This is a genomic window from Verrucomicrobiota bacterium (assembly GCA_037139415.1).
Lineage (GTDB): Bacteria > Verrucomicrobiota > Verrucomicrobiia > Limisphaerales > Fontisphaeraceae > JBAXGN01.
In genome coordinates, this window is the sequence record JBAXGN010000127.1 from 1 (window position 1) to 24056 (window position 24056).

The 24056-nt window shown below is 56.9% G+C and carries 18 protein-coding genes; 9 read left to right on the top strand and 9 right to left on the bottom strand.

All coding sequences use genetic code 11. The annotated features are described in order from the left end of the window. The 3 genes from WCO56_20015 to WCO56_20025 form a co-directional block, all read left to right on the top strand. The coding region (locus tag WCO56_20015) for a hypothetical protein (protein MEI7731869.1) at positions 1–321 on the top strand (321 nt) is incomplete at its 5' end. A gap of 128 nt (positions 322–449) precedes the next feature. Then, complete coding sequence (locus tag WCO56_20020; GenBank protein ID MEI7731870.1) at positions 450–584, top strand: hypothetical protein; 135 nt, start codon at positions 450–452, stop codon at positions 582–584. Between the two features lie 78 nt (positions 585–662). Next, positions 663–1418, top strand: coding sequence for a DUF1559 domain-containing protein (locus WCO56_20025; protein ID MEI7731871.1), 756 nt, complete (start codon positions 663–665; stop codon positions 1416–1418). Between the two features lie 27 nt (positions 1419–1445). Here the strand turns inward: WCO56_20025 and WCO56_20030 are convergent, their stop codons facing one another. From WCO56_20030 to WCO56_20045, 4 genes are all read right to left on the bottom strand, one after another. Then, positions 1446–4208 (bottom strand): FtsX-like permease family protein, encoded by a 2763-nt coding sequence (locus WCO56_20030; protein MEI7731872.1) that lies wholly within the window; start codon positions 4206–4208, stop codon positions 1446–1448. Positions 4209–4216: 8 nt separating this feature from the next. Further along, the gene (locus WCO56_20035; protein ID MEI7731873.1) at positions 4217–4900 is read right to left on the bottom strand and encodes an ABC transporter ATP-binding protein; all 684 of its coding nucleotides are present in this window, start codon (positions 4898–4900) and stop codon (positions 4217–4219) included. Between the two features lie 204 nt (positions 4901–5104). After that, entirely contained in the window at positions 5105–6247 is a 1143-nt protein-coding gene (locus WCO56_20040) for an AAA family ATPase (GenBank protein ID MEI7731874.1), read from the bottom strand. A 64-nt stretch (positions 6248–6311) separates the two neighbouring features. Further along, on the bottom strand, positions 6312–7922 hold the full coding sequence (locus WCO56_20045; GenBank protein MEI7731875.1) for a glucoamylase family protein: 1611 nt from the start codon (positions 7920–7922) through the stop codon (positions 6312–6314). Between the two features lie 421 nt (positions 7923–8343). Between WCO56_20045 and WCO56_20050 the strand changes: the two genes are divergently transcribed. Beyond that, positions 8344–8721 carry a nuclease gene (locus WCO56_20050; GenBank protein MEI7731876.1) on the top strand — a complete coding sequence of 126 codons (378 nt, stop codon included), beginning with the start codon at positions 8344–8346 and terminating at the stop codon, positions 8719–8721. A gap of 111 nt (positions 8722–8832) precedes the next feature. Beyond that, positions 8833–12165, top strand: coding sequence for a DUF2723 domain-containing protein (locus WCO56_20055; protein ID MEI7731877.1), 3333 nt, complete (start codon positions 8833–8835; stop codon positions 12163–12165). Between the two features lie 115 nt (positions 12166–12280). On the opposite strand, the gene WCO56_20060 is transcribed toward WCO56_20055, so the two are convergent. The 5 genes from WCO56_20060 to WCO56_20080 form a co-directional block, all read right to left on the bottom strand. Then, a complete protein-coding gene (locus WCO56_20060) occupies positions 12281–13477 on the bottom strand; it encodes a serine hydrolase (protein MEI7731878.1) in 1197 nt (398 codons plus the stop codon). Next, positions 13474–13980 (bottom strand): GH32 C-terminal domain-containing protein, encoded by a 507-nt coding sequence (locus WCO56_20065; protein MEI7731879.1) that lies wholly within the window; start codon positions 13978–13980, stop codon positions 13474–13476. Before WCO56_20065 ends, WCO56_20060 begins: the two co-directional genes overlap by 4 nt. Positions 13981–13984: 4 nt before the next feature. After that, a complete protein-coding gene (locus WCO56_20070) occupies positions 13985–14854 on the bottom strand; it encodes a carbohydrate kinase (protein ID MEI7731880.1) in 870 nt (289 codons plus the stop codon). Positions 14855–15062: 208 nt separating this feature from the next. Next, positions 15063–16685: a sugar porter family MFS transporter gene (locus tag WCO56_20075; protein MEI7731881.1), complete on the bottom strand. Its 1623-nt coding sequence runs from the start codon at positions 16683–16685 to the stop codon at positions 15063–15065. A 21-nt stretch (positions 16686–16706) separates the two neighbouring features. Further along, positions 16707–18839, bottom strand: a complete 2133-nt coding sequence (locus tag WCO56_20080; protein ID MEI7731882.1) for a glycoside hydrolase family 32 protein — start codon at positions 18837–18839, stop codon at positions 16707–16709. A 100-nt stretch (positions 18840–18939) separates the two neighbouring features. On the opposite strand from WCO56_20080, the gene WCO56_20085 reads away from it, so the two are divergent. The 4 genes from WCO56_20085 (at position 18940) to WCO56_20100 (ending at position 24006) form a co-directional block, all read left to right on the top strand. Continuing rightward, positions 18940–20073, top strand: coding sequence for a GntR family transcriptional regulator (locus WCO56_20085; GenBank protein ID MEI7731883.1), 1134 nt, complete (start codon positions 18940–18942; stop codon positions 20071–20073). A gap of 235 nt (positions 20074–20308) precedes the next feature. Continuing rightward, entirely contained in the window at positions 20309–20962 is a 654-nt protein-coding gene (locus tag WCO56_20090) for a carboxypeptidase regulatory-like domain-containing protein (GenBank protein MEI7731884.1), read from the top strand. A 6-nt stretch (positions 20963–20968) separates the two neighbouring features. Continuing rightward, on the top strand, positions 20969–22735 hold the full coding sequence (locus tag WCO56_20095) for an adenylate/guanylate cyclase domain-containing protein (GenBank protein ID MEI7731885.1): 1767 nt from the start codon (positions 20969–20971) through the stop codon (positions 22733–22735). A gap of 8 nt (positions 22736–22743) precedes the next feature. Then, positions 22744–24006 carry a hypothetical protein gene (locus WCO56_20100; GenBank protein ID MEI7731886.1) on the top strand — a complete coding sequence of 421 codons (1263 nt, stop codon included), beginning with the start codon at positions 22744–22746 and terminating at the stop codon, positions 24004–24006. Positions 24007–24056 lie beyond the last annotated feature (50 nt).

Below are 24056 nucleotides of genomic sequence, written 5' to 3' on the forward strand. Positions count from 1 at the left end.
AAAACAACAAAAAACAAAACAAAAAAACATTTACACAATTATATTTACAAAACCAGTTGGGATATTGGAACAATGTTTCGGATCGACCTGATTCCGGAGGCGCCCGTCTTGCAGAGTGCGGCATTATCCGGTGCCTCGTTCAATTTTGCGTGGAGCACAGTGATGGGACAGATTTATCAGCTACAGTGCACGACAAATCTTGTTCAAACAAACTGGAATAATGTGGGCATCCCCGTTGTGGCAACCAATAGTACCCAATCGGTAACTGATTTCATTAATTCCGGTTCGCAACGGTTTTATCGAGTTCTTCTTCTGCCATGAGGACGTCGCAGTTCCCTATCCATTGGAAGCTTTTTGTTAGGCGAAACCGCCCCGTAAGAGTTCATGTGATCCATTAGCAAGGAAATATCGGCACTTCCGCACGGGCAATGGTGGAATGCGCGCCAAAGGTGGACAGCCACCAGATTCTCTCCTTCTACATGGGCAAATTCACGCCTGGGTGGAAGGGTTATCTGGCCGAGGAACCCGCGTGCGCCTACGAGCCTTCGGCGGCGGCGGTGCCAACCCCGCCGGGCAAGGGGTAGGGGGGCGCCTGGTTTAGGACTGAATAATACTGTGGGTTCGGTAGTCTAATGGTTGAATTGCGCAACAAAGTTAGAACCATGACAATTTACGAGACACACGGTCGTGCGGCGAAGCGTGGATCAGGGCAAGCCTTCACCTTGATTGAACTTTTGGTCGTGATCGCGATCATCGCCATTCTAGCCTCACTGCTTCTGCCGGCCTTGGCGATGGCCAAGGAGAGCGGCCGCAAGATCGCTTGCCTGAACAACCTTCGCCAATTGGGCCTAGCCTGCCGCATATATGCGGATGACTATGAGAATCGGTATCCCTGCCGGTTCAGCCTGACGCTGGCCAAAGGCTGGGCCTCGGTTTTGCAGCCGAACTACATTGACTTGCGCGTCTTGGTTTGCCCCAGCGACGGTCCTAACCCGGCATCGCAGCGCACCCTGAGCGAACCCGCCGACACCGCCGACCGCAGCTACATGATCAACGCATGGAACGACTACTTTTACGTCACCTATAACGCCACGGATTGGCAAAGCATCCAGGCCGTGGCCAAGACCAATTCCATGCCGGAAACAGCCGTCAAATTCCCTAGCGACACCATCCTGTTTGGGGAGAAAATTACCACGTGCGATCATTTCTACATGGATTTCTTGGAACCTCCAACGGGCAACGACCTGGATTGGATCGAGGAAAGCCGGCACATGTCCACCAAGACGGTAAAGGCTGGCGGCCAAGGCGGTTCCAATTTTGCGTTTGTGGACGGCAGTACCAGGTTTTTAAAGGCCGGCAAAATGAGGCTGCCGGAAAACCTTTGGGCAGTCACCGACCTTTGGCGAAAGCCCCTGTGATGCTTTGCGATCCCCGGCTGAATTGCTTCAACTTTCCAGCCGCATAATCTCCGCCGCCGTTTTGTGCAACAGAGTGCGGGTGGGCAAATAAGCGGCCAAAGCGCCGGCCAGGATGCTGATGGCAAAGGTCGCCAGAAACGTCAGATAGGGCATCGTGAACACCGTGGCCACCTCCAATAATACACCGGCCTGGAGAATAAAGAAGTAGGCCAGCGTGAATCCCACGGCCGCCCCGCCAATCCCGGCGGCCAGCGTCAGCACCACGGCTTCCCCGAGAAATACCCGAAATAACTGCCCACGGCGCAGACCCAACGCTTTCAACACACCGATTTCCCAGCGTCGCTCCAGCACGGTGCTGGCCATGGAGGCAATCAGCGCAAAGACGGCGATCACCACCGCCACGCCCAGCATCAAACCAAAGAGCACCTGCGTCGCCCAATACAGCACGCGCGCGTGGTCTTTTTGTTCCGCCGCGCATTCCACGCCAAACCGGTAGCGCACATCAAACGCTTCGCGGATCTTACCGGCCACCGCCTTTTGCTCCTTTTCCTCGCCGTCCGCCTTTACAAAATAGGCCGCTTGAAAAGCCTCGGCGGGCGCCGCTTCGGTCATCCGGTTGAAATTAGTCAGCGACAGCAGCACTCCGGAACCCGTGGCATGGGCCACGCGGGCCCGGAAGTTTTTGAAGCCGGGTATGGCGGCGCAAAGGGCCGTTACGCGAAACCGCGCATCACTGCGCCGGGAACCCAGCCGGAAGGAAAGCTGCACCGGATCACCCACGCGCACATCCAAATAACGAGCCGCCGCGAGGCTTAAGATCACGGACGGCAAATTGTTGGTTCCTTTCGCGGAATCGTCCTGATTGACCACCTGCCGGTTCAAGCCTGTCAGCGCGGTTACATCACCGGCGTCCCATAGAATCTGCTCGGTGTAAAGCGTCTTGGCCAAATTCTCATCCACGCCGAAGGGGACAATCCATAAGTGTTTCATCCCCACCAAATCGCTGACTACGACATCATAGGCAATGCCCGTTGCCGAACGCCCGTTCAAAAACCGGGCTTCAGCAACTGACTGCACGCCCTTGATGCGAGCCAGTTCGGGTTTCAAATCTTCCTTCGCCAGCCGCCCGGATTGCATGCGAATATCCGCCCCATGTGTTTGCTCGACCAATTTGAGCGACGTGCGGCTGAACAACGCGACCAGGCTGGCAATAAAAATCACCAGAGCCACCGAAAGCGTAAACAGCAGCGCGGTGGTGGTGTTCCGCCGCCGATACCGCGCCAGGTTGCGGCCCACCAATTCCGAAGCGTGGCCAAACATCCAGCCGCACAGCGCCAGCACCAACCGCTCCACCAGCGGCAACACGCCCACCATCGTCAGCGTGAAGCCCGATAATATCGAAAGCAGCAGGCACAAGACCACCGTGCCGATCAACGACGGATTGCCCGAGAAAAAGGCCGTCGGCAGCACAAAGAACACCACCACCGACAGGGCGGACAACACGATGCCAGTGAGCACGAGCGACCGGTTGGTGTCCCCCTCCTGCGGCGGGTGGGCGGGAATCTGCCCGCGCCGCAAAGGATTCAACGCATCCACAATGCGCCAGCGGGTGGCATGAAGCGCCGGCACCAACGCGCTGCCCATGGAGAGCAGCACGCCCGCCCCAAGCGTCATCAGCAAGGTGCCGGGTGCCACTTCCAGCGCGATGGCTGCCTCCGATGATTTCATCGCGAACTCAACGATGCGCACAATCACCCACGCCACCCCCGAGCCTGCGAGCACGCCCGGCGCGACACCCAGGAAACAGAGCAGCAGCGATTCCGTCAGGACCAGATTAAAGATATAACTCCGCCTGGCCCCCAGGGTTCGCAAGATGGCAAACTCGCGGATGCGTTCCTCCACGGCCACCGAGATCAAGGAGTAGATCAGCAATCCGGTGATCGTCAGCGCCAGCAGGGCAAATACCCCAAACACCGCGCGCACCGGCGAAGTGAAATCCTGAAACGCCGTGATCGCCGCCGCCTTCGGCAGCCGCACTTCGTAGCCCATGCCCAGGTCGGCGGCAATCGCATCCCCCGCTGTTTTCAACCGCAGCACGCTGCGGTGCAAATCCCGCGCGTCGTAATAGGAACGCGGATTGCGAAACGCCCCGGCCAGCGCGTGAACGCGCGTCGGTTCGCCCAGCAACTGCCGCGCGGTCGCCTCGTCCGTGACCACAAAATCCCGGACCTGCTGCGGCAAGATCAGTTGCCGTTCGAGCAGCGTTTCCACGCGCAGTTGAATCTCGCCGCCACTGGCGACCGAACCGACGCCCACCTTTGCCCCGGCCGGGAGTTTGAGTTTATTGGCCAGCGATTTGGAAATGGCGCACGTCCCTTCCCCCAGCGCGGGGTCCGGCGTCAGTCCTGAAATATCCAGCTTCCGCTCCTGGGCCATGTTCAGGCCGATCAAAATGGCGTAGTGCGAGTTGCCTTCACCGCCTAATTGAACCTCGCCCATCAACCGGGGCGAAAGCCCGAGCAACAGGGGATTCCCCTCGACCTGCGCGCGCACCCCCGCCGGCTCGAATGCCGCCGGATTCATCGGGTCGCCTCCCTGGGCGGTGATGAGCAAATCCGCTTTGCCCGCCTGAATGGCCACCAGATCGGTATAGGATACGGAAACCGAATCGAGCCCGATCTGAATTGCCGTGAGCAGCGCAATGGTCAGGAAAATCCCCAGCACCCCCACCAAAGTGCGAGTGCGTCGGCGTCCGAGATTGCGCAGCACGTATCGTAAGGAAGTCGTCATGGCAAGGTTCAGACCGCCGCATCAATCCGCCCATCGCGCAGCCGCACCACGCGGGAACTGGCCTCCGCGATCAGATTATCATGCGTGGCCACCACCATCGTCACCTTTTCCTGCTGATTCAAATCCCGCAGCAGCGCCATGATCTCCTTGCCGGTCGCCGAATCCAGATCGCCGGTCGGCTCATCCAGCAGCACCAGGGCCGGCTGATTTGCCAGCGCGCGCGCAATGGATACCCGCTGCTGCTCGCCCCCGGAAAGCTCCGCCGGCTTGTGCTCCGCCCGATCCTTCAGCCCCACCCGCGCCAACAACGCCAGCGACCGTTCCCGGCGCCGCTCGCGATCCAGCCCCTTGAACTGCATGGGAATCTCGATGTTCTCCCGCGCTGAAAGCGTGGGAATCAAATTGTAAAACTGGAACACCACCCCGATCCGGTCCCGCCGCAAGTCGGCCAACTGATCCTCCGAAAGCGTTTCCAGCGCCACCCCATCCACCCGCAGCGTCCCGCGCGAAGGCGTGTCCAGCGCGCCGATCAAATTCAGCAGCGTCGTCTTGCCGCACCCCGAAGGCCCCATCAGCGCGACAAACTCCCCCCGCATCACCGAAAGGTCCACGCCGCGCAACGCCCCCACCGCCGTCGCGCCCAGGACATAGCTCTTGTGGATATTCTCCGCCTGTACGGCAATCTCACTCATAGTATTCGTATTTGTTTCCTTCCCGATGCATCCGCATACGGGTAAAGACCCCCAGCCTCAGACTGCCGTTACAACAATAAGAAAGAAAATTACCACCGCGCAGCCATTCCGGCGGGAAGGGGTACTATGGCTAAAAATTCAAAATAACAGGCCTGCCTGATTGTGCCGACGTTAGCGTGCTTGCCCAATTACATCCCGTTCGATTTATCGGTTTGTTAAAAAACCCAACAATCCTGGCAGGAATTCCGCCAAAGGGATGATCTCGATATTCCGCTCCGTCCAGCGCCGTTTCCCGGCATAGACCAACATGAGTTTTGCCGATGGATATTCCGCGCGAAAACTTTCCAATCCCTTCAGATCATCCGGTGATATTTTGGCCGATGTTTTCACCTCGATGCCCAGGAAACCATTTTCACCATACAAAATAAAATCCACCTTGTGCCCGGTTGCGGTTCGCCAATAAAATAGTTTGAAGCCCAAAAGATGATAGTCGTTCACGGCGCGCAGTTCCTGTAAAACCAAGGTTTCACAAGCGGCGCCATTGATCTCTTGTGAGCTGTCCAATGGACCTCGCGGGCGAATCGCCTGAAATACCCCGCTGTCAAAAAAATAAAACTTGGGATGTGTCACGATGCGCCTTTTAGCCCGTTTTGAAAAGACCGGCAGCCGGTAACCAATGAGCAAATCTTCCAAAATCACAAAATAGTCTTCCGCAACCTTGGAGGAAATGGCGCATTCCCGTGAAACCGCCGCCATGTTCAAGACCGATCCCTGAGAGAAACTGGCCGCTTCTAAAAAACGGCTGAACGCCCCCAGATTTCTCGTCAATCCTTCCTGTAAAACCTCTTCCCGCAAATATGTCGCCACATAGCTTTTCAGATACTCAGCCGGTGAACTCGTAGTGCAGCCAAACGGCAACCCACCATAACGCAACTTCTTCTCCAAATTAAAATCCGCCCCCAGTTCGGTGGCCGTCAACGGATGCAGGTATCGGGTCAATGCCCGTCCGGCCAACAGGTTTACTCCTTTGCCTCTTAGTTTTCGGGCACTGCTCCCGGTTAAAGCAAATTTCACACCGCGTGCCTCGATCAAGCGATGCACTTCGTTAAGTAATTCCGGAACTCGCTGGATTTCATCCAGCACAATCCAGGCATTGAACTTGGCCGGAATCATGTCTCCCAACCGGTTCGGAGCGCTGAGAAATTGGGTATAGGTTTGCGAATCAAGCAGATCAAAATAGATGGCGTTGGGATAAGCAGCCCGCAGCCAGGCCGTCTTGCCTACCCCGCGAGGTCCAAACAGAAAATAACTTTGATTTCCCGGCACATTAAGCAATCGCGAATACATAAGTCCATTTTACAATGTAAAAAAGACTTGGCAATTCTTTATTGCAACCAGGTGTTTGGTGCCATCAATTTGCGCTGGTCTTCCACCCGATCGCCTTCAGCATCGGTGCAATTTCCGGATTGGCCATGAACATCCGCCAGCAAAGCCCTGTGCGGTAGTTCTCGATCATGCAAACGATAGGGCCCTGGTCTATGGCGATATAGGACTTGGCGTACCAATCCCGATCAAGGTTGAAGGCATCATAGAATCCGAACTCGCCCCAAAGCCGGGTCCCGAGTTTGTGGTAGTAGTACTTGAGCGTTGCGAGCGATGCCTCAGGCGTGTACGGCATGGCGCTGAGCGCAGCGGTGGGGGCGATGGTGCCGGTGTCGTGGGTGGGCGAACTGGCGGTGTAACCATCGGGATAATCACTGGCCGTCAAGCCCCAGCTTAGCGGTCCATATCCTTTATGCCCCTGAGGATTGGCGGTGCAATAGGCGCGGTGGATCAGCGAGAGGTTGCGATTGTTCTCAAAATAGTCGCAGAAACAGTCACGCTTGTTGCGCGGATCAAAACCCAGGAAGGAGTAGTGCGTGAAAAACAGCGGCCCGCCCATCGGTGGCCCCACATATTGCTTGATGCCATAGTTGGTTCTGACGCTGGCATATTGCGGACTTGCGGCCCAGCCTTCGTAATAGCATTCCGGGGGAATGGGGTGCGTTGGCGAGGCGATTGCCAGGAGATAGGTGATCATGCACTCGTTGAACTGGCCGCCAATGGCGAGGTTCTTCTTCCAGCCATAATTGGGCGACCAGTGCCAGTACAGTTTCTTGCTCCCGGGTTTCTGCAAAAACCAGTCCCATTCCACCTCGCGCCACAATTGCGTGATTCGCCGCTGGATTTCCTGTTCCACGGGATTCTTGCGGTCGAAGTACTGGCGAACAGTGAGCATTCCCTCCATCAGAAATGAAGTCTCAACCAGGTCGGCTCCGTCGTCGAAATTCTTGACGGAGAAGGGAATGGTCTTGCCGGTAGTGCCGTTGAGCCAATGGGGCCAGGCCCCGTGAAAGCGATCCGCCTTCTCCTGCAGGAAGGTCACCATTTGGAGCACCCGTGACGCGGCTTGCTCGCGGGTCACAAAGCCGCGTTCCGCACCGACCATGATGCACATCAGACCGAACCCCGTCCCTCCGGTGGTCACGCAGTCCCCGCTGTGATTTCGCTCGCGTGCCAACCCGCTGACGGGATGGGCGAAGTCCCAGAAATACCGGAACGTGGCCTCCTGAACCGACGTCAGCAATTCATCGTCACTCATCTCCCGTGACCGGGCGGACACGATCAGGTCGGCGGCTGGAGACTGGAGGCTGGAGGCGGCGTTTTTGGCAATCTGAGCGACACGGTAATAAAAGGTCCGGTCGTTTTCGCCGATAAAATCGCTGTACACAGAAGGGACGTGCGGCTGGTCGTTCAGTTTGACGAACGGCTCGCGTCCATCCGGGGAGCGATAGATGTTGTACCCGGCTGTGCCCCGCGTTTCCGCCGATGTCCATTTCAGATCAATCCGGCTGTCGTATCCGGTCGCAACCAAACCTTGGATGTCGGCAGCCAGGCTGCTAAAGGCGCAGACCAAATGTAAAAAAATAAGGGCGGACGCTGATAGCCTGGCGATTTTCATCATGTTCGTGATTGTGCTCAAAGGCCCGGCATTATACCTAATTTGTTCATGTTTATATTTTTTTATGTTTATAAGCGAGACGCACTTCGAATTCAACTTATAAAACTTAAAAAACACTTGCAAAAGGAAATCCTTTAGGGCAGTATTACCTCATGGTTAATACGAGTGTAACGCTAACCTTTAAAGTGCCGGCACGGATATACGCGACGGTAGCGAAAAAAAACAATCGCAGCGCTTGGCTTCGGAATGCTGTCACCGAAAAACTGGCACGTGAACCCAAGGAAGAACAGCTTATGCCTAAAACGCCCTTGGCGGTTAAACTCTTGGCTGCCAGAAAAGCTTACGCCCAATCGGGGAGACCGTTCTTATCCTTGGATGAAGTCATGGATGAAGTCGCCAAACGGAGGGGGGAAAGGTGATAAGAACGTATCTGGATAGTTCGGTGCTAATCCAAGCAATTCAAGGTGCGGATGCCGGTTTAACTTTCAACTTATTACAGGATCCCAACCGGCAGTTTGTAGCTTCTTCCTTTTTAAAACTCGAAACTCTGCCGCAACCCACCTTTCACAAACGGAGCGCTGAACTTGAATTTTTAGAAGCTTTCTTTGCTCAGGTCATTGAATGGGCCGAATCTTCAGAAAACCTCCTTAAGAAATCGTTGAAAGAATCGTGCGAAGTACCTTTAAGCGCTATTGATGGAATTCATATCGCCGCGGCAAAAGCCTTGAAAGCCGATGAATTTATTACTGCCGAGCGACCGGGAAAGCCGCTCCATAAGGTCAAAGGTTTGAAAGTGATTTATCTTCCCAACGCACGCTAGCCGCATCGCAGCCAGTCCGGAGTAAGGGGGGGATGTGAAGCTTCACATAACAAAATAACGTCGGTTTTTTGTCGAACAGCGTATGTGTAACTTGGTCTAATCTGAGTGACTATGAGTTTCAGCGAATCTCCATGCCTTGCCGCGCCGCCACCGGGTGAAGGGGAAGGGAACACAACGCCGGGTGCTCTGCCCGATTTGCTAGTCGCGCCGAGACGGAAACTGTATCAGGGGATGGATTGGCTGGCGTTTGCCATTTCGTTTTTCGCAGCGTTGACGGTTTATTGTCTCACCCTGGCACCGGAGGTGACTTTATCGGATTCCGGGGTCTTGGCTGCCAGCGCTTATTTTCCGGGAGCATCGCGTCCGCCGGGCTATCCTTTGTGGGAAATTTATGCCTGGCTTTTTTGCAAACTGTTGCCGTTTGGGAATGTTGCTTGGCGCATCGGCTTCTCGTCGGCTTTCGCGGCGGCTGCTGCGTCCGGACTGATTGCTTTGCTGGTCTCATGTGTGAGTGCGCCACTATTGCGGGGCATGGAATCACTCAAAGATTTGCCGGTGACAATCGAATCGCGCGTCCGACTCTGGTGCGGCATTGCTGCGGGACTCTTGTTTGCCTTCAGCCGGGGCATGTGGAGTAAAGCGGTCATCGTCGAGATGGACTCGTTTCGCGTGCTTTTCCTGTTGTTGATTCTGGCCACGCTCTTGCAATGGTTGTTCGAGCCGGAGCGGATGCGCTACCTCTGCCTCGCCGCCTTTCTCTTTGGCGCCGGTGTCAGCACTTTTCAGACTCTCTCACTAACGGTGATGGGTATCGCCGTGGCCATTGCGCTGGTCCGGCCGAAACTTGGGCGCGACCTTTTGTTTGCGGGTAGCCTGATGTTGTTTTTGCTTTTGTGCTGCCGGTGGACCTGCATCCTGCCCGAGTTTTCGGCCTACGTCATCGGCACCGATATGCAGAAGTTTATCTTCTGCGCCATCGCCATTACCGGGGTCGTGGGCGGCCAGTTGCTGGTAATCAAGACGCGCGGCTTTTTCACTGAGGTAAAGGCCGTCGCCAGCTTGGTGGCGAGCTGGATGCTGGGCGCGGTGACGTATTTTCTCCTGCCGCTGTTCTCCATGGCCAACCCGCCAGTCAATTGGGGATATCCGCGAACTGCCGAAGGGTTCTGGCACACGCTTTGTCGCGGACAATACGAGCGCTGTTACGCAGTTGATATCTTTGCTGAGCCGGCGAGAGTTCTAAGGCAAATGGCCTCGTACTATTGCGACCTGGGAAGCGATTTTGCCTGGATTGGCGCACTGTTGGCATTGGTTCCCTTGGTCATAGTGGCTGCCCGGATTCTCCGTGGTGGGGCCGGGAGACCATTCCGCGCGGATGGCTGGTTCAAAACGGAAGAAGCCTGGCTCATCGGCTCGTTTGGGACACTGCTGGGCTTGTCCTGGCTGCTGAACATTTTCTTGAACTTTGCTCCAGATCGTCAAAGTCTCGCACTTGTTTCGCGGTTCTTTACACCTGCCAAAGCATTGGTCGCGATTCTGACCGGCTGCGGCTTGGCGGTGGTTTGCGGCTTATTGCGGGCGCGGTTCGCCACGCTCAAACTGGCCGCTCTCGTGCCGGGGGTGGTGCTGTTGTTGCCGCTCTATTCCCTGTGCGTGCATTGGACAACCTGCTCCCAGAATGGCCATTGGTTTGGTTACTGGTTCGGGCATGACATTTTCACGCCTCCGTTTCAAGGGAAAGATGGCCAACCGCTTTATCCCGAAATGGCTAAGAACGCCGTCCTGTACGGCGGCACCGACCCGGGCCGGTTCTGCCCCACCTACATGATTTTCTGCGAGAGTTTTACGCCGCACGCTTGCCAACCGATCAAGGACCAGAAGTTTGACCGTCGCGACGTATATATCCTGACGCAAAACGCCCTCGCTGATGGCACCTATCTCAACTCCATTCGTGCGCTATACAATCGGAGCAAACAGATTGATCCGCCTTTCTTCCAGGAATTGCTCCGCACGGAAAAGGAACGGCAGACCGATAAGACCAACCTCCTGGCCCGCATGGCTTCGCCGCTGGACCGTTTTTCCACGAATTTGGGCGCCAAAATCGAAAAACAACGCCGGGCCGCCGGCGTTTTCCCAGCCAAGGAAATCTACATCGCGACCCCGGACGATTCCCAACGCTGCTTTTCGGAGTACCTGGCTGATGCGCAAAAGCGGTTGAAAGCGCAGCTGTTAAAGCCCGGCGAAGACGTGCGTGAAGACGGAGGCCGCGTTCAAATGTCCGGCCAGGTGGCCGTCATGAGCATCAACGGCCTGCTGGCCAAGGTCATGTTTGACCGCAACCTCGAACACGAGTTTTACGTCGAGGAGAGTTTTCCGCTCGATTGGATGTACCCGCACCTGACGCCTTTCGGCATCATTATGAAGATCAACCGTGAGCCGCTGCCCGCGCTCAGCCAAGGCGTGCTCCAGCGGGATCACGAGTTTTGGAAGCAATACTCGAAGCGCCTCACCGGGGACATCATTGACGACGCCACCAGCGTCAAGCAGGTGTGTGAGTGGGCCGAGAAAACCTACCTGTGCCGGGATTTCAGCGGATTCACCGGCGACCGCAAGTTCGTCTATGACGACGAAGCGCAGCAGGCCTTTTCAAAGCTGCGTAGTTCCATTGGTGGCGTCTATGCGTGGCGTCTCAATTCGGGGATACCTCCGGAATTTCGTCCGAAGACGAGCGAGGAGTATCAGCGGTTGATCAAAGAAGCGAATTATGCCTTCCTGCAGGCATTTGCGTACTGTCCGTACAGCCCGGAAGCGGTTTTCCGTTATATCAACCTGCTGCTCCAGTTGGGACGCTTGGATGACGCATTGTTGATTGCTCAGACCTGTCTGAAATTGGATCCCAATAACGGGCAGGCGCGTGGTTTGCTTGATAATTTAATAACATTCAAGCAACAACAAGCCGGAGCTGAGCAAAGCCGCAGCCATTTGCGGCAGTTGGAGCAGGAACTGCTCAAGAACCCCACCAACTTCCAGGCCGCCTTCAATCTCGCTGCCACGTTCCTGCAAATACAGCAGACCAATCGTGCCGTCCAGGTGTTTGACAACATGCTGAACCAACCGACCATTGATGCCAACGCCATCATCGGCATTGCCAAGGCTTATTCCCAAATGGGCAACACCAACAAATTGGAGAACGTTTTGGAGCGCCTGGTCAAAGACATGCCCACCAATCCTGATGCCTGGTTTGACCTCGCCGCGTTGCAAGCCATGATGGGTAAATCCACCGAATGTCTCGCCACGCTGAGTCAGGCGCTGAACCTCAGCACCAAACGGCTTCAAAACGACCCCACAGCCCGCGATTTGGTCAAGGAAGCCTTAAAAGACCAACGCTTCAACCCGCTGCGGGCCATGCCGGAATTTCAAAAAGTGCTGGAGCACAAGCCTTGAACCGCGAGGAGGGAGGTATTTCAAAACACAGCAGACACCTCTTTTTCCAATTCTGTTAATTCTATCAAAAAACAAATCCCCACAACTTTGATCCAGATTCAAATTGTACTGCGGTTCAGTTGAACGCAGGAATGATGCGGTGTGGAAGCGTTTGGAGCATGTTGCCCATGCCTTTATCATGGGAGGTGACCACCGTGACCAGATCCAAATCCGGGAACATGAAAATAAACTGTCCGCCGGCACCCCGTCCTTCGATGGCGTGACAGGTCTTTGCCCCTACTTTGAAATCCTCCACCCACCAGAAAAATCCATAATAGGACGTGCCATAGCTGAGCACGTTGGGACTGGTGGCACGCGCGATGAAGGCCTCAGGGATGAGTTGTTGGCCGTGCCATTTTCCCTGGTTGAGAATGAGCAAGCCAAACTTCAACATGTCGCGCGAGCACATTGAACTACCGGCGGCCGACTTCGGCAGGCCGCTGACGGCGGTTTCCCAGCGATATTGGGTGATGCCCATCGGCTTGAGTAATTCATTCTTGATAAACGCCTCGGCTCCGTCTGGAGCCACCGCATTCACCACTTGCATCGCGATCGCCGGGTCCGATTCCTGGTATTTGAATTTTCGCGGGGCTGGTGGAATGGGATCGCTGTATTGCAGATAAGCCTGAATTTCTCCCTGCCCCTTGAGTTGCTCGGGTTGCTTGAGCAGTTCCTTTGCCTTTTCATCACCGAGTCGGATCCCTGAGCCCATCTGCATCGCTTGCGCGAGGGTGATGGCCTCAGCTCCCGGAGCGAGTTTGGTGGCGTCCAGTTTTTTAAGGAAGTTGATCGCAGGCTTGTCAACATCCTCCAGTTTGAGCAAACCCAATTGGATCGCCCGCCCCACGGCCAACGCGGTATAGGATTTGGTGATGGACATCTGGTAATGGGGAAAATTGGCGCGGCCCCGACGATAGTAGGATTCAAAAATCAATTTACCCCGATAGCTGATCAGAAGGCTGTCCACATTGTTGGTCTTTTCGTCCCTGAGAGCATTGGCGAGTTCCGTGGCGTATTGTTCGATCAAGGCGCGATTGCCGCCATCCACGCCCAGCTTGCCGACGGGGATTCCATCCTGCTTGTCCAGTGGGGCAACGCTGAGGTAGGACTTTTCCAAGTCGGGTAACTTGGCCTCAAGCGCGTAGAGGTTATCTTTAAGGTTGAGTGAGGTGATTTCGGGAGCGAGTCCGTTGACTGGCTGCGCGGGAAGTGGGAGGATACTGCCCAGCAAGATTAAAGTGAGCAAAGAACGTGAGGCGATTTTGGTTTTCATGATAAGTGATTTCTAATGCCAGATTTTAAGCGGAAGGTTTTCCAGTTATGGATGGTCGCAAAGCCGTCCTCAACGGAGACCTTGAGTTCTCCAATGGGAGTACCGAGCTGCTTGCTGCCTTCCAGGAAGCAAACCGATCCATTCTCGGCGAAGACCTCGATGTTCGCGCGATCCAAGAAGATGCGCAGGTCCAGCATTCCGTCCTCGCGCTCAAACACGCTTAACTTCTGGCGGGGAAATTCCTTCTTCGCAAAGTCGTCGATAATTTTGGTCGCGAGCAATACCCCGAACTCATACATCACTTGGCCTTCCACGCGGACCGTCACGACGTTTCCCTTGTTTGGCCGCTTCGACCCAGGGTCGCGAAACGCCCGCACCGGAACCAATAGGTATTTATCCGTCAGTTTGATCTCACGGGGCGGCATGGGGTGAGCGATCGCGAAGTCGTTGAAGGCAACCAACGCGAATGCGAGCGGGAGCAGGGGCTTAAGTGATATTTTCAAGGGATCAAAGCGGGCAGGGAACCGCGCCCGGTTGGGCGCAGACGGCGGCGGCGATTTCGCAGGCTTTCCGGAGTAGCGCTTCAGGAGGTTCGCACCGCAGGAGTCCGAGCGTGAGCGCCGCGGTAAACGCGTCGCCCGCACCGACGGTATCCACGACTCGGGTGGGGATTCCCGGTTGGTTGACCGCCGCGTTCGCGGATACGAGGAGCGCGCCCTCGGCCCCGCGCGTCATGACAACCAGGTCCAGTTGGCAGCGGGTGAGCAGGGCGCGCAGGGTGGCTTCGGGCGTGTCATGCTTGGCCACGGCACATGCGGCGAGCACTTCCGGCAATTCATCGTCGCTGAGTTTCAGGATGCTGGCCAAAGCAATGGAGTCGCGGATGAGCGCCGCGTCATGGAACGGCTTGCGCAAGTTGACATCAAGCACGCGGCGGATGCCGTGGGACTGGGCGAGGGTTAAGGCGCGCCGGATGGTCGCCCGCGAGCGTTCGCCGCGCTGGCCGAGGGTGCCGAAGTAAAGGGCGTCCGCGTTCGCGATGCGCGCTTCGAGATTGGGCGTCCAGGCGAGCTGGTCCCAGGCCGAGCCGGCGTGAATCTTAAAGGTGGGTTTGCCGGCGGCATCCAGCGTTACGCCGACGGCGCCAGTGGGGACATCGGCGATGCGCTGGATCAGGGAAGTGTCCATGCCGAAACGCTGAAGGATCGCCAGGGCGTCTCGTCCCCGGGCGTCTTCGCCGACGGCGCTCAGGAGGGAGACATCGCCGCCCAGCAGCGCGGCGTGGCAGGCGAAGTTGGCGGGAGCGCCGCCGAAGCGCGGGCCTTCGGGAAAAAGGTCCCAGAGGACTTCCCCAAGGCTAAGGATCTTCAAACTCATGCGCGGTTTCCCTTTAGTCGTTACAATTAAATTGCCACAGAAGACAACCAAGGAAACGAAGAGCAAGGGACGAGATATCCATCAGCCCGACTGCTTTGATCGTGGGCACTGTCTGGCGACCTTAAACTGCCTGCCAGTGCGTGTTCCATCTCCCGGTTTCTTGGTTATCTTCGTTGGCTTCTGTTAAAATTTGCTGAATCGTTCCGGCTTAGCCTCGCGGCGTCGGGCTTGAGGTGGCCGCTGCCTTCGGTTCGGTTTCCAAGTCAATGCCCAGCTTGCGCTGCATGTCTTCCAGGGAAATGCCTTTGGTTTCCGGCACCATGAGTTTCACCCAGATGAGTTGCAGGACCATCATGCCGCAGAAGATGCAGAACACGTAGCCCGGCGCGAAGGCGGCCATCATGAGCGGGAAGAACGTCGTCAGCAGCGCGGCGAACACCCAGTGCGTGGCGCTGCCCAGGGCCTGCCCCTCCGCGCGATGGCGATTGGGGAAAATCTCCGAGATAAACACCCAGATGACCGCGCCCTGGCCGATGGCGTGCGAGGCGATGAACGCAAAGATGCAGATGAGCACCATCAAACCACCCGGCCCGGCGGCTTTCGAGGCTTGTTGCAACGCGGTGGCGGCGGCGGCCTTCACTGAATCCGGCTTTGCATCGGCGGGAAGGATCACGGGCTGCGCGCCCGAGGCGGCCACGGCGGTCGCGGCCACGAGCGCCTTCTGCTTCGCTTCCAACTCCTGCCTGAGCGCGGCGACGCGGGCGGGATTGGCCGTGCTGAGGCTGTTCACGGCGGACTTGACGTCCACGGCCGCCGATGCGGCCTTGAATTGCGGGGCCCAGGTGAAGAACGCCACGGCGCAGAGTCCCAGCGAAAGGATGTAGCCAAACGAGCCGATGAAGAGCAGGGTGCGGCGTCCGAGGCGGTCAATCAGCCATAAACCGACAAAGGTGAAGATCAGGTTGGTGAAGCCGATGCCCACGGATTGGGCCAGGGCGTTCTCGCTGCCCGTGAGGCCAAAGATGCGCGGGGCAAAGTAGAGGATGGCGTTGATGCCGGAGAGCTGGTTGAAGAAGGCGATGAGGAACGCCAGCAGCATGGGCACGCGCAGCTTCCACGTCCAGAAATGCGAGGAGACCGCGCGCTCGGAGGACGCGGCGAGAATGGCGTCGGCCTGCGCCTCAACCTGGGCCGCGCTGGCTTCCGGCTCGATGAGCTTGAGCACTTTCAGGCCCTCGGCGCGGTCGCCTTTGCGCCCGATCAACCAGCGCGGGCTTTCCGGGAGGCTGAAGCACAGGACCGTGTAGATGATCGAGGGAAACGCGGCCACGCCGAGCATCCAACGCCAGGCGTTTTCGCCGATGCCCGCGAGCAGCGCGTTGGAGGCGAACGCGACGAGGATGCCGAAGACGATGTTGAACTGGAACATGCCCGCGAGCCGGCCACGATAGGCTGGCGGGGCTATTTCCGAGATATACAGCGGCGCGGCCACCGTGGAGATGCCAATGCCCAGACCGCCAATGAAACGCGCAACCACAAACGAGGTCACATCCCAGGCGAAACCGCAGCCGACCGCCGAGATGATGTAGAGCACGCCGATGAAGGTCAGGGTGGTTTTGCGGCCCAACCGGTCGGTGGGCCAACCGCCCAGCAATGAGCCCAGCACCGTCCCGTAAAGCGCGGCGGCCATCGCCATGCCGTGCAGGACGGGACTAAGATTCCAGAGCGCTTGAATTTTCTGCTCCGCGCCGGAGATGACGACGGTATCAAAGCCGAACAGGAATCCGGCGAGGGCGGAGGTGATGGACCAAAAGAAGATGCGAGCTTTCATAGATGTTGAAGGGTAGTTGGTTTATTTCCAGATACTGCGGAGATTGAATGCTTCCAAGGCGTTGATTTTTGCGTTGCCGCCTTTGACCTGCACGCCCAGCGCCAGATTATCGGCTGCGGGCTGGAATGGCAGTGGCACGTACGTCAGGCCATCGCTGGCAAAGATTTCCAACGCCGTGCGGTCGCAGAAGATGGTCAGACGCTGTTTGCCGTCACGCAACGGAGCCGGGGCACGAAGATCGTTCACAACCAGTTCCTGCTTTTTGGCGTCATAAACGATGGTGGCCCCACGTACGGTGAAGGTCACTTCGCTGGCGTCGCCCGGCTCGAATTCGGCGCGCAGTTCCACAAGTTCGCCGGTCACGCCAGCCAGGGGATTGGCGCTGTCGGGTTGGAGCGTCGTCGCATCGCAACGGTGCGACTTGGCGCGTAGTGATTCAAGTTCCGGCGCCGGTGTCCAGGTTAGGCGGGGACCTTCCGGGGTGGTCCGGAGGTTGAGTATGAGCGGAAATGACATCGCCTGGTTGAACGGCATGCCGACGGTGGCGGTCTGGAGCCAGCCGACTTGGACAATACGTCCCTTCGGATCGTGGCTGAAGGTTTGGGCGGCGTAGAAGCCTTTGCCGAGATGCCCTTTCAGCTTCGGCGTTTCCGGGGTGAAGTTCTTGCCGTCGAAAGTGCCGATCATGTAATCGCTGCTGGCGGCGGTGAGTACCCATTTCTTTTTCGCTACGTCGCCATCCACGGGTAGTTCAAACAGGTCCGCGCACTCGAAGAAATCGGCAATCCGGCTTTGAAACGTCCAGGTCTTCAAATCTGGTGAAGTGTAAAGGGCGATGCTCTTTTCTTTTTCAAAGTCATAGACGGCCACCACCCAGTGTTTGCCCGGCGCGTACCAAAGCGGGCGGGGGTCGCGGCCTTTGTGTTTGATGATCGGGTTGCCTTCAAACTCCTGGAAGGTGCGGCCCCGGTCGTTGGAGTACACGATGCATTCGCCGCGCCCGGTGCTGGTGTAGGTGGCAACAATCAACTCGTTGTCGCTTTTTTTCCAGCCGCTGGTGTTGTTTTTGTCCACCACGGCGCCGCCGCTGAAGGCCCAATCGCCGAACTGGTGCGGGTAAAGTGCGATGGGCAGTTCCTCCCAATGTACCAGGTCGCGGCTGACGGCATGGCCCCAATGCATGTTGCCCCACGGCCAACCATACGGGTTATGCTGGAAATAGAGGTGATACTCGCCGTCGGCAAACACCATGCCATTTGGGTCGTTGTTCCAGCCGCGCCGGGGCGAGAAATGCAACTGTCCCCGCAACGGTTCTCGGTAAAGCTGATCCACACCCCAGATCGTGTCCGCCTGCGTGATGAGGCTCAACGCCTTCGCATCCTCCGCGAGCTTGTCCACGCGCACCGTCGCTTTCTTCCCGCGCCACGCAGTCATGTCCAGATGCGCAAACCACTCCGGCTCATCCGCCAAATCCATCTCGAACTCGCGCACAACTTCGCCACCGACCAACACGGCGACCCGCTGTTTCTTCCCCTTCTTTGTCCCGTTCTTCACCGGGAAGTGCAGGTAACGTTTCTCGATCGTCAACTCCCGCTCGCGCGTCATGGTCTTTACCGCCATTGCGGCCGGCTTGTCGCTCAATACAATCTGGTCCACGTTAATGTGGCCCCAGCCGCCGGTGGCGTTGTCCACGATCTGGATTTGTGCCGTCTTGCCGGCCAACTCGCCCACGTCCCAAGAGGCTGGCGCCAACTCTTCGCTCCCGCCCGGGCTCGTATTGGGGCCGGTCGCGGTGCGGACAACGTTGCCATCCACGAGCAGATTCATGCACGTCTTGCCGACATGGCCGCCGCCGCCGATAAGGAAGGTGATGAACTTCCGCTCAATCTTGAACTCCGGCGAGGTGAGCGTGCCCGTGCTGCGGTCGCCGCCCCGAAAGGAATTGACCAAACCTTTGCCCAGGAATCCCTCCACTTGCATCTGGCCCGGCAACTTGCCGGGCGCTGGTCCGGAGCCGAAGGCTTCGCCGGTGGTTTTCCACTGGCCGTAGTCTTTGCCTTCAAAGTCGGCAAGCAGCAGGTCGTCTGCGGCGCGCAGATTGAATGTGGTCAGTGTGGCGATGGCCAGACCTGTAATGGCAAAAAGTGTTTTCATTTAAGTTGGCACCATTGAAACACAAAGTTTGCGTGCAAGGGAACCAACATTTGACAGGTTGATCAGAAATCTGCTATGACAGCTTTTCAACTTGTAAAACATGGCCCAAAATCCCAAACATCGGGAAATTTCCCGTCAGTTGCGCGCCAATATCGCCGCCGGGCGCTATGGTGTGGATAACCGACTGCCCAGCGAGCCGCAACTGGTCAAGAAATTTGGCGTATCGCGTCCTACCATCGCCCGGGCGCTGTTGGACCTGCAGGCGGAGGGGTTGGTTGAACGCCGTGCCGGGTCTGGCACGTATGTGCGCCAAGCCACGGCAGTCGCCGTGACTTCCACGCGGTTACTGGGGCTGCTCATTCCCGGATTGGGAACCACGGAGATCTTCGAGCTGATCTGCGGGGAACTGGCCAGCTTGGCGCGTGTCCATGAATACAGTCTGCTATGGGGCGGTTCCGCGCATCCACGGCAGGATACCGATACCAGCCTCGAACACGCGGAGGAAATCTGCCGCCAATTCATTGAACGCAAAGTGAGCGGAGTATTCTTCGCGCCGTTTGAACTGGTACCCGAACAGGATCAGGCGAACCGGCGTCTAGCCGAACTGCTGCGCCAGTCCGGCATCCCTGTTGTGTTGCTTGATCGGGATTTGCAGTCGTTCCCAAAGCGCAGCGATTTTGATCTGGTAAGCATTGACAATCTGGCGGGCGGCTTTCTGCTGGCCGATCATCTGCTGAAGCTCGGTTGCGAGCGCATCCGTTTCGTGGCCCGACCGTTTTCCGCACCGACGGTGGATGCGCGCATTGCCGGGGCACGGGAGGCTCTCGTGCGCCGACGCCGCGAACTCGCGCCGGACTGGGTGCGCTTGGGTGATCCGGCCGACCTGAAGTTTGTGCGCAGCCTTGCCGCCGGTCGGCAAGCTGACGCGTTCATTTGTGCCAACGACCACACTGCCGCCGTGCTCATGCGCTCGCTAGAATCCATTGGTGTGCGGGTGCCGCGCGATATGCGGGTAGTGGGCTTTGATGATGTGAAATACGCCATGCTGCTCTCCGTGCCACTCACGACGATTCACCAGCCATGCCGTGACATCGCAGTGATCGCCTTTCGCACTATGCTTCACCGCATTGCCGAACCCACCCTGCCGGCGCAAAGTCTGGTGCTCACCCCCACATTGGTCGTCCGCGAATCGTGCGGTGCCTACCTGCCCAGATCGGCAAATCAACGAACCTGATGCTGCTGGCAGAGTTTGAATTCCAAACTTCGATTCTCAGAGTCAGAGGCATAAACCGATCCTAGTGAAAAGTTGCAACATACTGTTTGATAATATATTACAACCGCAATCCTATATGGAAATACACCCCTTATTGCGGCAACTAGGTTGCATAAGACGAATCATTTCCGGCAATTAAATTCGTACTACGCCATTTATGGGCTACTGTTAAATATTGAACCAATAGTTCCTCGCTATGATGACAATGTTTGTACGGATAATGGTGGGCTGGTGCATGACCGGCTGGGTGGCTGGATTTCTTTGTGCCCAAACGGTGATCGAAGGCACCGTAGCCCTTCCGAAACCCGCGCCGCCAACCCCCAAGCCACCGCGCTATCAGGGGCTGGTTGGCGAAATCGCCCCACCGGATCCGGCGGTGGCCGTGGTGTACTTGGAAGGCAGATTTCCCGCCGCCACCAACGTGCTGCCCGCGATGGAATTATGGCAGAAGGGGCTGCAATTCCGACCGGGCGTGCTCCCCATTCAGGTTGGCACCAAAGTCAAGTTCCCCAATGGCGATGATCTGTATCACAATGTATTTTCTTATTCCAAAGCCAAGCGTTTCGATCTGGGGCGCTACCGCAAGGATGAGGAAGCGGCGGTACAGGTATTTGACAAGCCGGGAGTGATAAAACTATATTGCGAAATTCACGAACACATGCGCGGCACCATCCTGGTGCTCGATACCCCTTACTTTGTCCGGACGGATACGAACGGCATCTACCGCCTGGAAAATCTGCCCGCCGGGCAATACACGCTGAAGGTTTGGGTGGATGATAAGACCACGCGGGAAAAACCCGTAACGCTGGGCTTCAATCAAACTTTACGCGTGGATTTTTCCGCCCGCTAAACCAGCATGATGCCGAAGAACTTCCGAACCAAATTATTGCTGGCTATGATGCTGCTGGTGATCAGTGTCACGGTCACGGCCTTGCTGGTCATGGAAGAACAGGTGCGCGCCTCATACGAGCGACTATTCCAAGAGACCTCGGCCGTCCAGTTCAAATCCTTTCTTAGTCAGCGGGAAACCCGCCTTGACCCCGTGCGTGAGCAAATACTGAATGTGGTGCGAAGCCCGCGTTTATTTGCCCTAATGGAGGAAAGCGACTTGGAGCCTGGGGACCTGTACCGAGTGGGGCTGGACCAATTGCGCGAGTTGCTGCCCGCCTCCCAGCGGGGCGAGAAGTTATCACAGACCGCATTTTTTGTATTTTTGAACAGTCGCGGAGAAATGATCCTGCCCAGTTCCACGAACACGGTCAACGCCAGCATTCAAGGCCTGCGTCCCGCCCGGCATTTCATGGAAACCATTGGCAAATTCGCCCTGACGAACCGTACTCAGCACATTGGCTACCTTGCGCCAGAAGTCGCCGCCGGAGGAATTACACTGCGGGAAATGGTATTCACTCCCATCATTCACCAAGTAAGCCAGCAGGCGTTGGGAGTTTTGGCGCTTGGCTTCCCGCTGCCGGATTCATCCCGGGATGGCGTGCCGAGTGGAATATGGCTGGATGGCCAACTGTACTCCTCCTCCATCCCCGGTTCGTTGCGGATACGGTTGGGAGATGAAATGGCCAACCAACTGCGCAAGATCGGTCCCCGACCGCAGACGCTTGGCTATACCGTAAATGACGCCGGGGCGACCTTCCAAGTCTATGCCCAGATGCTGAACATGGATACCGCCTTCCCCCCGACTTACCAGATCTGTTTATTTTCTCTGGCCGGCGTCAAGGAGTCAAATAGCAACCTGCGCAGAAAAATGCTGCTGTTCGGGTCAGCCGCGATGATGGGGGCGCTGGCACTGAGCTACTTGTTGTCGCTGGGTCTGTCGGGTCCCATCCAAGAGGTGGTGAAGGGAACCACCGAGATTGAACGTGGAAATTACACGGTACAATTGCCAGTTCGGAGCCGGGATGAAATCGGGCAATTGGCGGTCTCCTTCAACCGCATGGCTGAAGGACTGGCGCTCAAGGAGAAATATCGCAGCGTACTGAACATGGTTACCGACAAGGGGGTGGCGGAAGAATTGATGAACGGCAAACTCGCGCTGGGTGGCGAGTTGCGGGATATCTCCGTGCTGTTTTGCGACATTCGCGGGTTTACGGCGCTCACCGAGCACATGCCGCCCACCGAGGTCATTCAGCTTTTGAACGAACACATGACCGTCCTGACCCGGGTGGTTTACGAATGCGATGGCGTGGTGGATAAATTTGTCGGCGACCTGGTCATGGCGGTGTTCGGGGTTCCCAAAAGCACGGGAAACGATGCCAGCAATGCGGCCCGCTGCGCTCAACGGATGATTGAGGAGCGCCACCATCTGAACAGCGTCTCCCGCCATTCCATTGCCATCGGCATCGGCATTGCCTCCGGGCAGGCGGTAGCAGGATGCATGGGCTCAGCCGATCGCCTGAATTACACCGTTTTGGGAGAGAGGGTAAACCTGGCCTCCCGCTTGTGCAGTTCGGCCAAGCGCATGGAAATAATCGTGGACCTGACCACGCGGGAAAGATTGGGAAACGCGTTCAAGGTGAGCGCATTGCCTGCCTTGACATTGAAAGGATTCAATCAACCGGTGCCAGCTTTTCAATTGCTGCCTGCCGCAACCACCGACCCCCACGCATGAATTGCCTCATGAAACATCCTTGCGCATTCCAAGTTCACATCCGCCGCTCACTGGCGCGCTGGCTGCAGGCCTGCCTGCTGCTCGCTTGTTTGCTCAAAGCTTCGGCAAAAGCGGAGCCATTCAGCGCCAGCACCCTGCTCTCCCAATCCGAGGATTTGCTGCAACGTGCTGGCATCGGTTTATTGTTTGATCTTGAGGGTTATTATGTGGATCAACGCCCGGGCGGGCTATTGTTCCGGGAACGTAGCTTCCTGAACCCAAGGCTAAGCATGTTCCTCGATCAAAAACTGGGCGACCATGTTTATGTGTTCCTGCAAGGCCGCGCTGATCGCGGGTTCGATCCGTATTCAGAAAAAATGGAGGCCCGGCTGGATGAATACCTGGTGCGCTGGACGCCGTTCGCGCAGAACCAGGTAAATCTTCAAATCGGCAAATTTGTAACCGTGGTTGGCAACTGGGTCGGGCGTCATGATTCCTGGAATAACCCATTTATTACGGCGCCTTTGCCATACGAAAACATCACCATCATCACGGACTTCAAGGGGGCGGCCTCGCCACGCGGTTTTCTGGCACGACGGGACATGGTTGAGACGCCGGAAATAAAAGATAAGTGGTTGCCGATTATTTGGGGGCCGGCATACACAACCGGAGCATCGTTATTTGGTTCCCTGTCGCAATTCGATTATGCCGTTGAGGTGAAGAATGCCTCCATTTCTTCGCGTCCCGAGTATTGGGGTGCCGATAGCCTGACCTGGCAGAATCCCACCGTGAGCGCCAGGTTGGGCTGGCGCCCCACCGAGGCGTGGAACGTCGGCATCTCCTTTAGCCGCGGCACCTACCTGGTGCCTGAGGCCCGGTCAACCCTTCCAGCCGGCAGGGACTTGGGGGATTACAACCAAACCACCTTGGCATACGACGCAAGTTACGCCTGGCACCAATGGCAACTATGGGGAGAGCTATTTTACAGCCGATTTCAGGTACCCAATGTGGGCAATGCCGATACCACCGCCTACTACCTCGAAGCCAAATACAAATTGACCGCCCAGTTATTTGCGGCCGTGCGCTGGAATCAACAACTTTTCGCCACCATTCAAGACGGCCAAGGCGGCCATCAGACGTGGGGGCATAACATGGAGCGAGTGGACGCTTCGCTGGGCTACCGATTCAACCGGCATCTTCAGGGCAAATTCCAATACAGCATCAGCCATCAAAACGCCGCCTGGCAAAAAGGCGAGCAATTGGTGGCGGCACAGCTAACGGTGAAATTTTAACCGAACTTTCGACACTGGGACGGGTTTTTAATAAAAATCCCTGGCGCAAT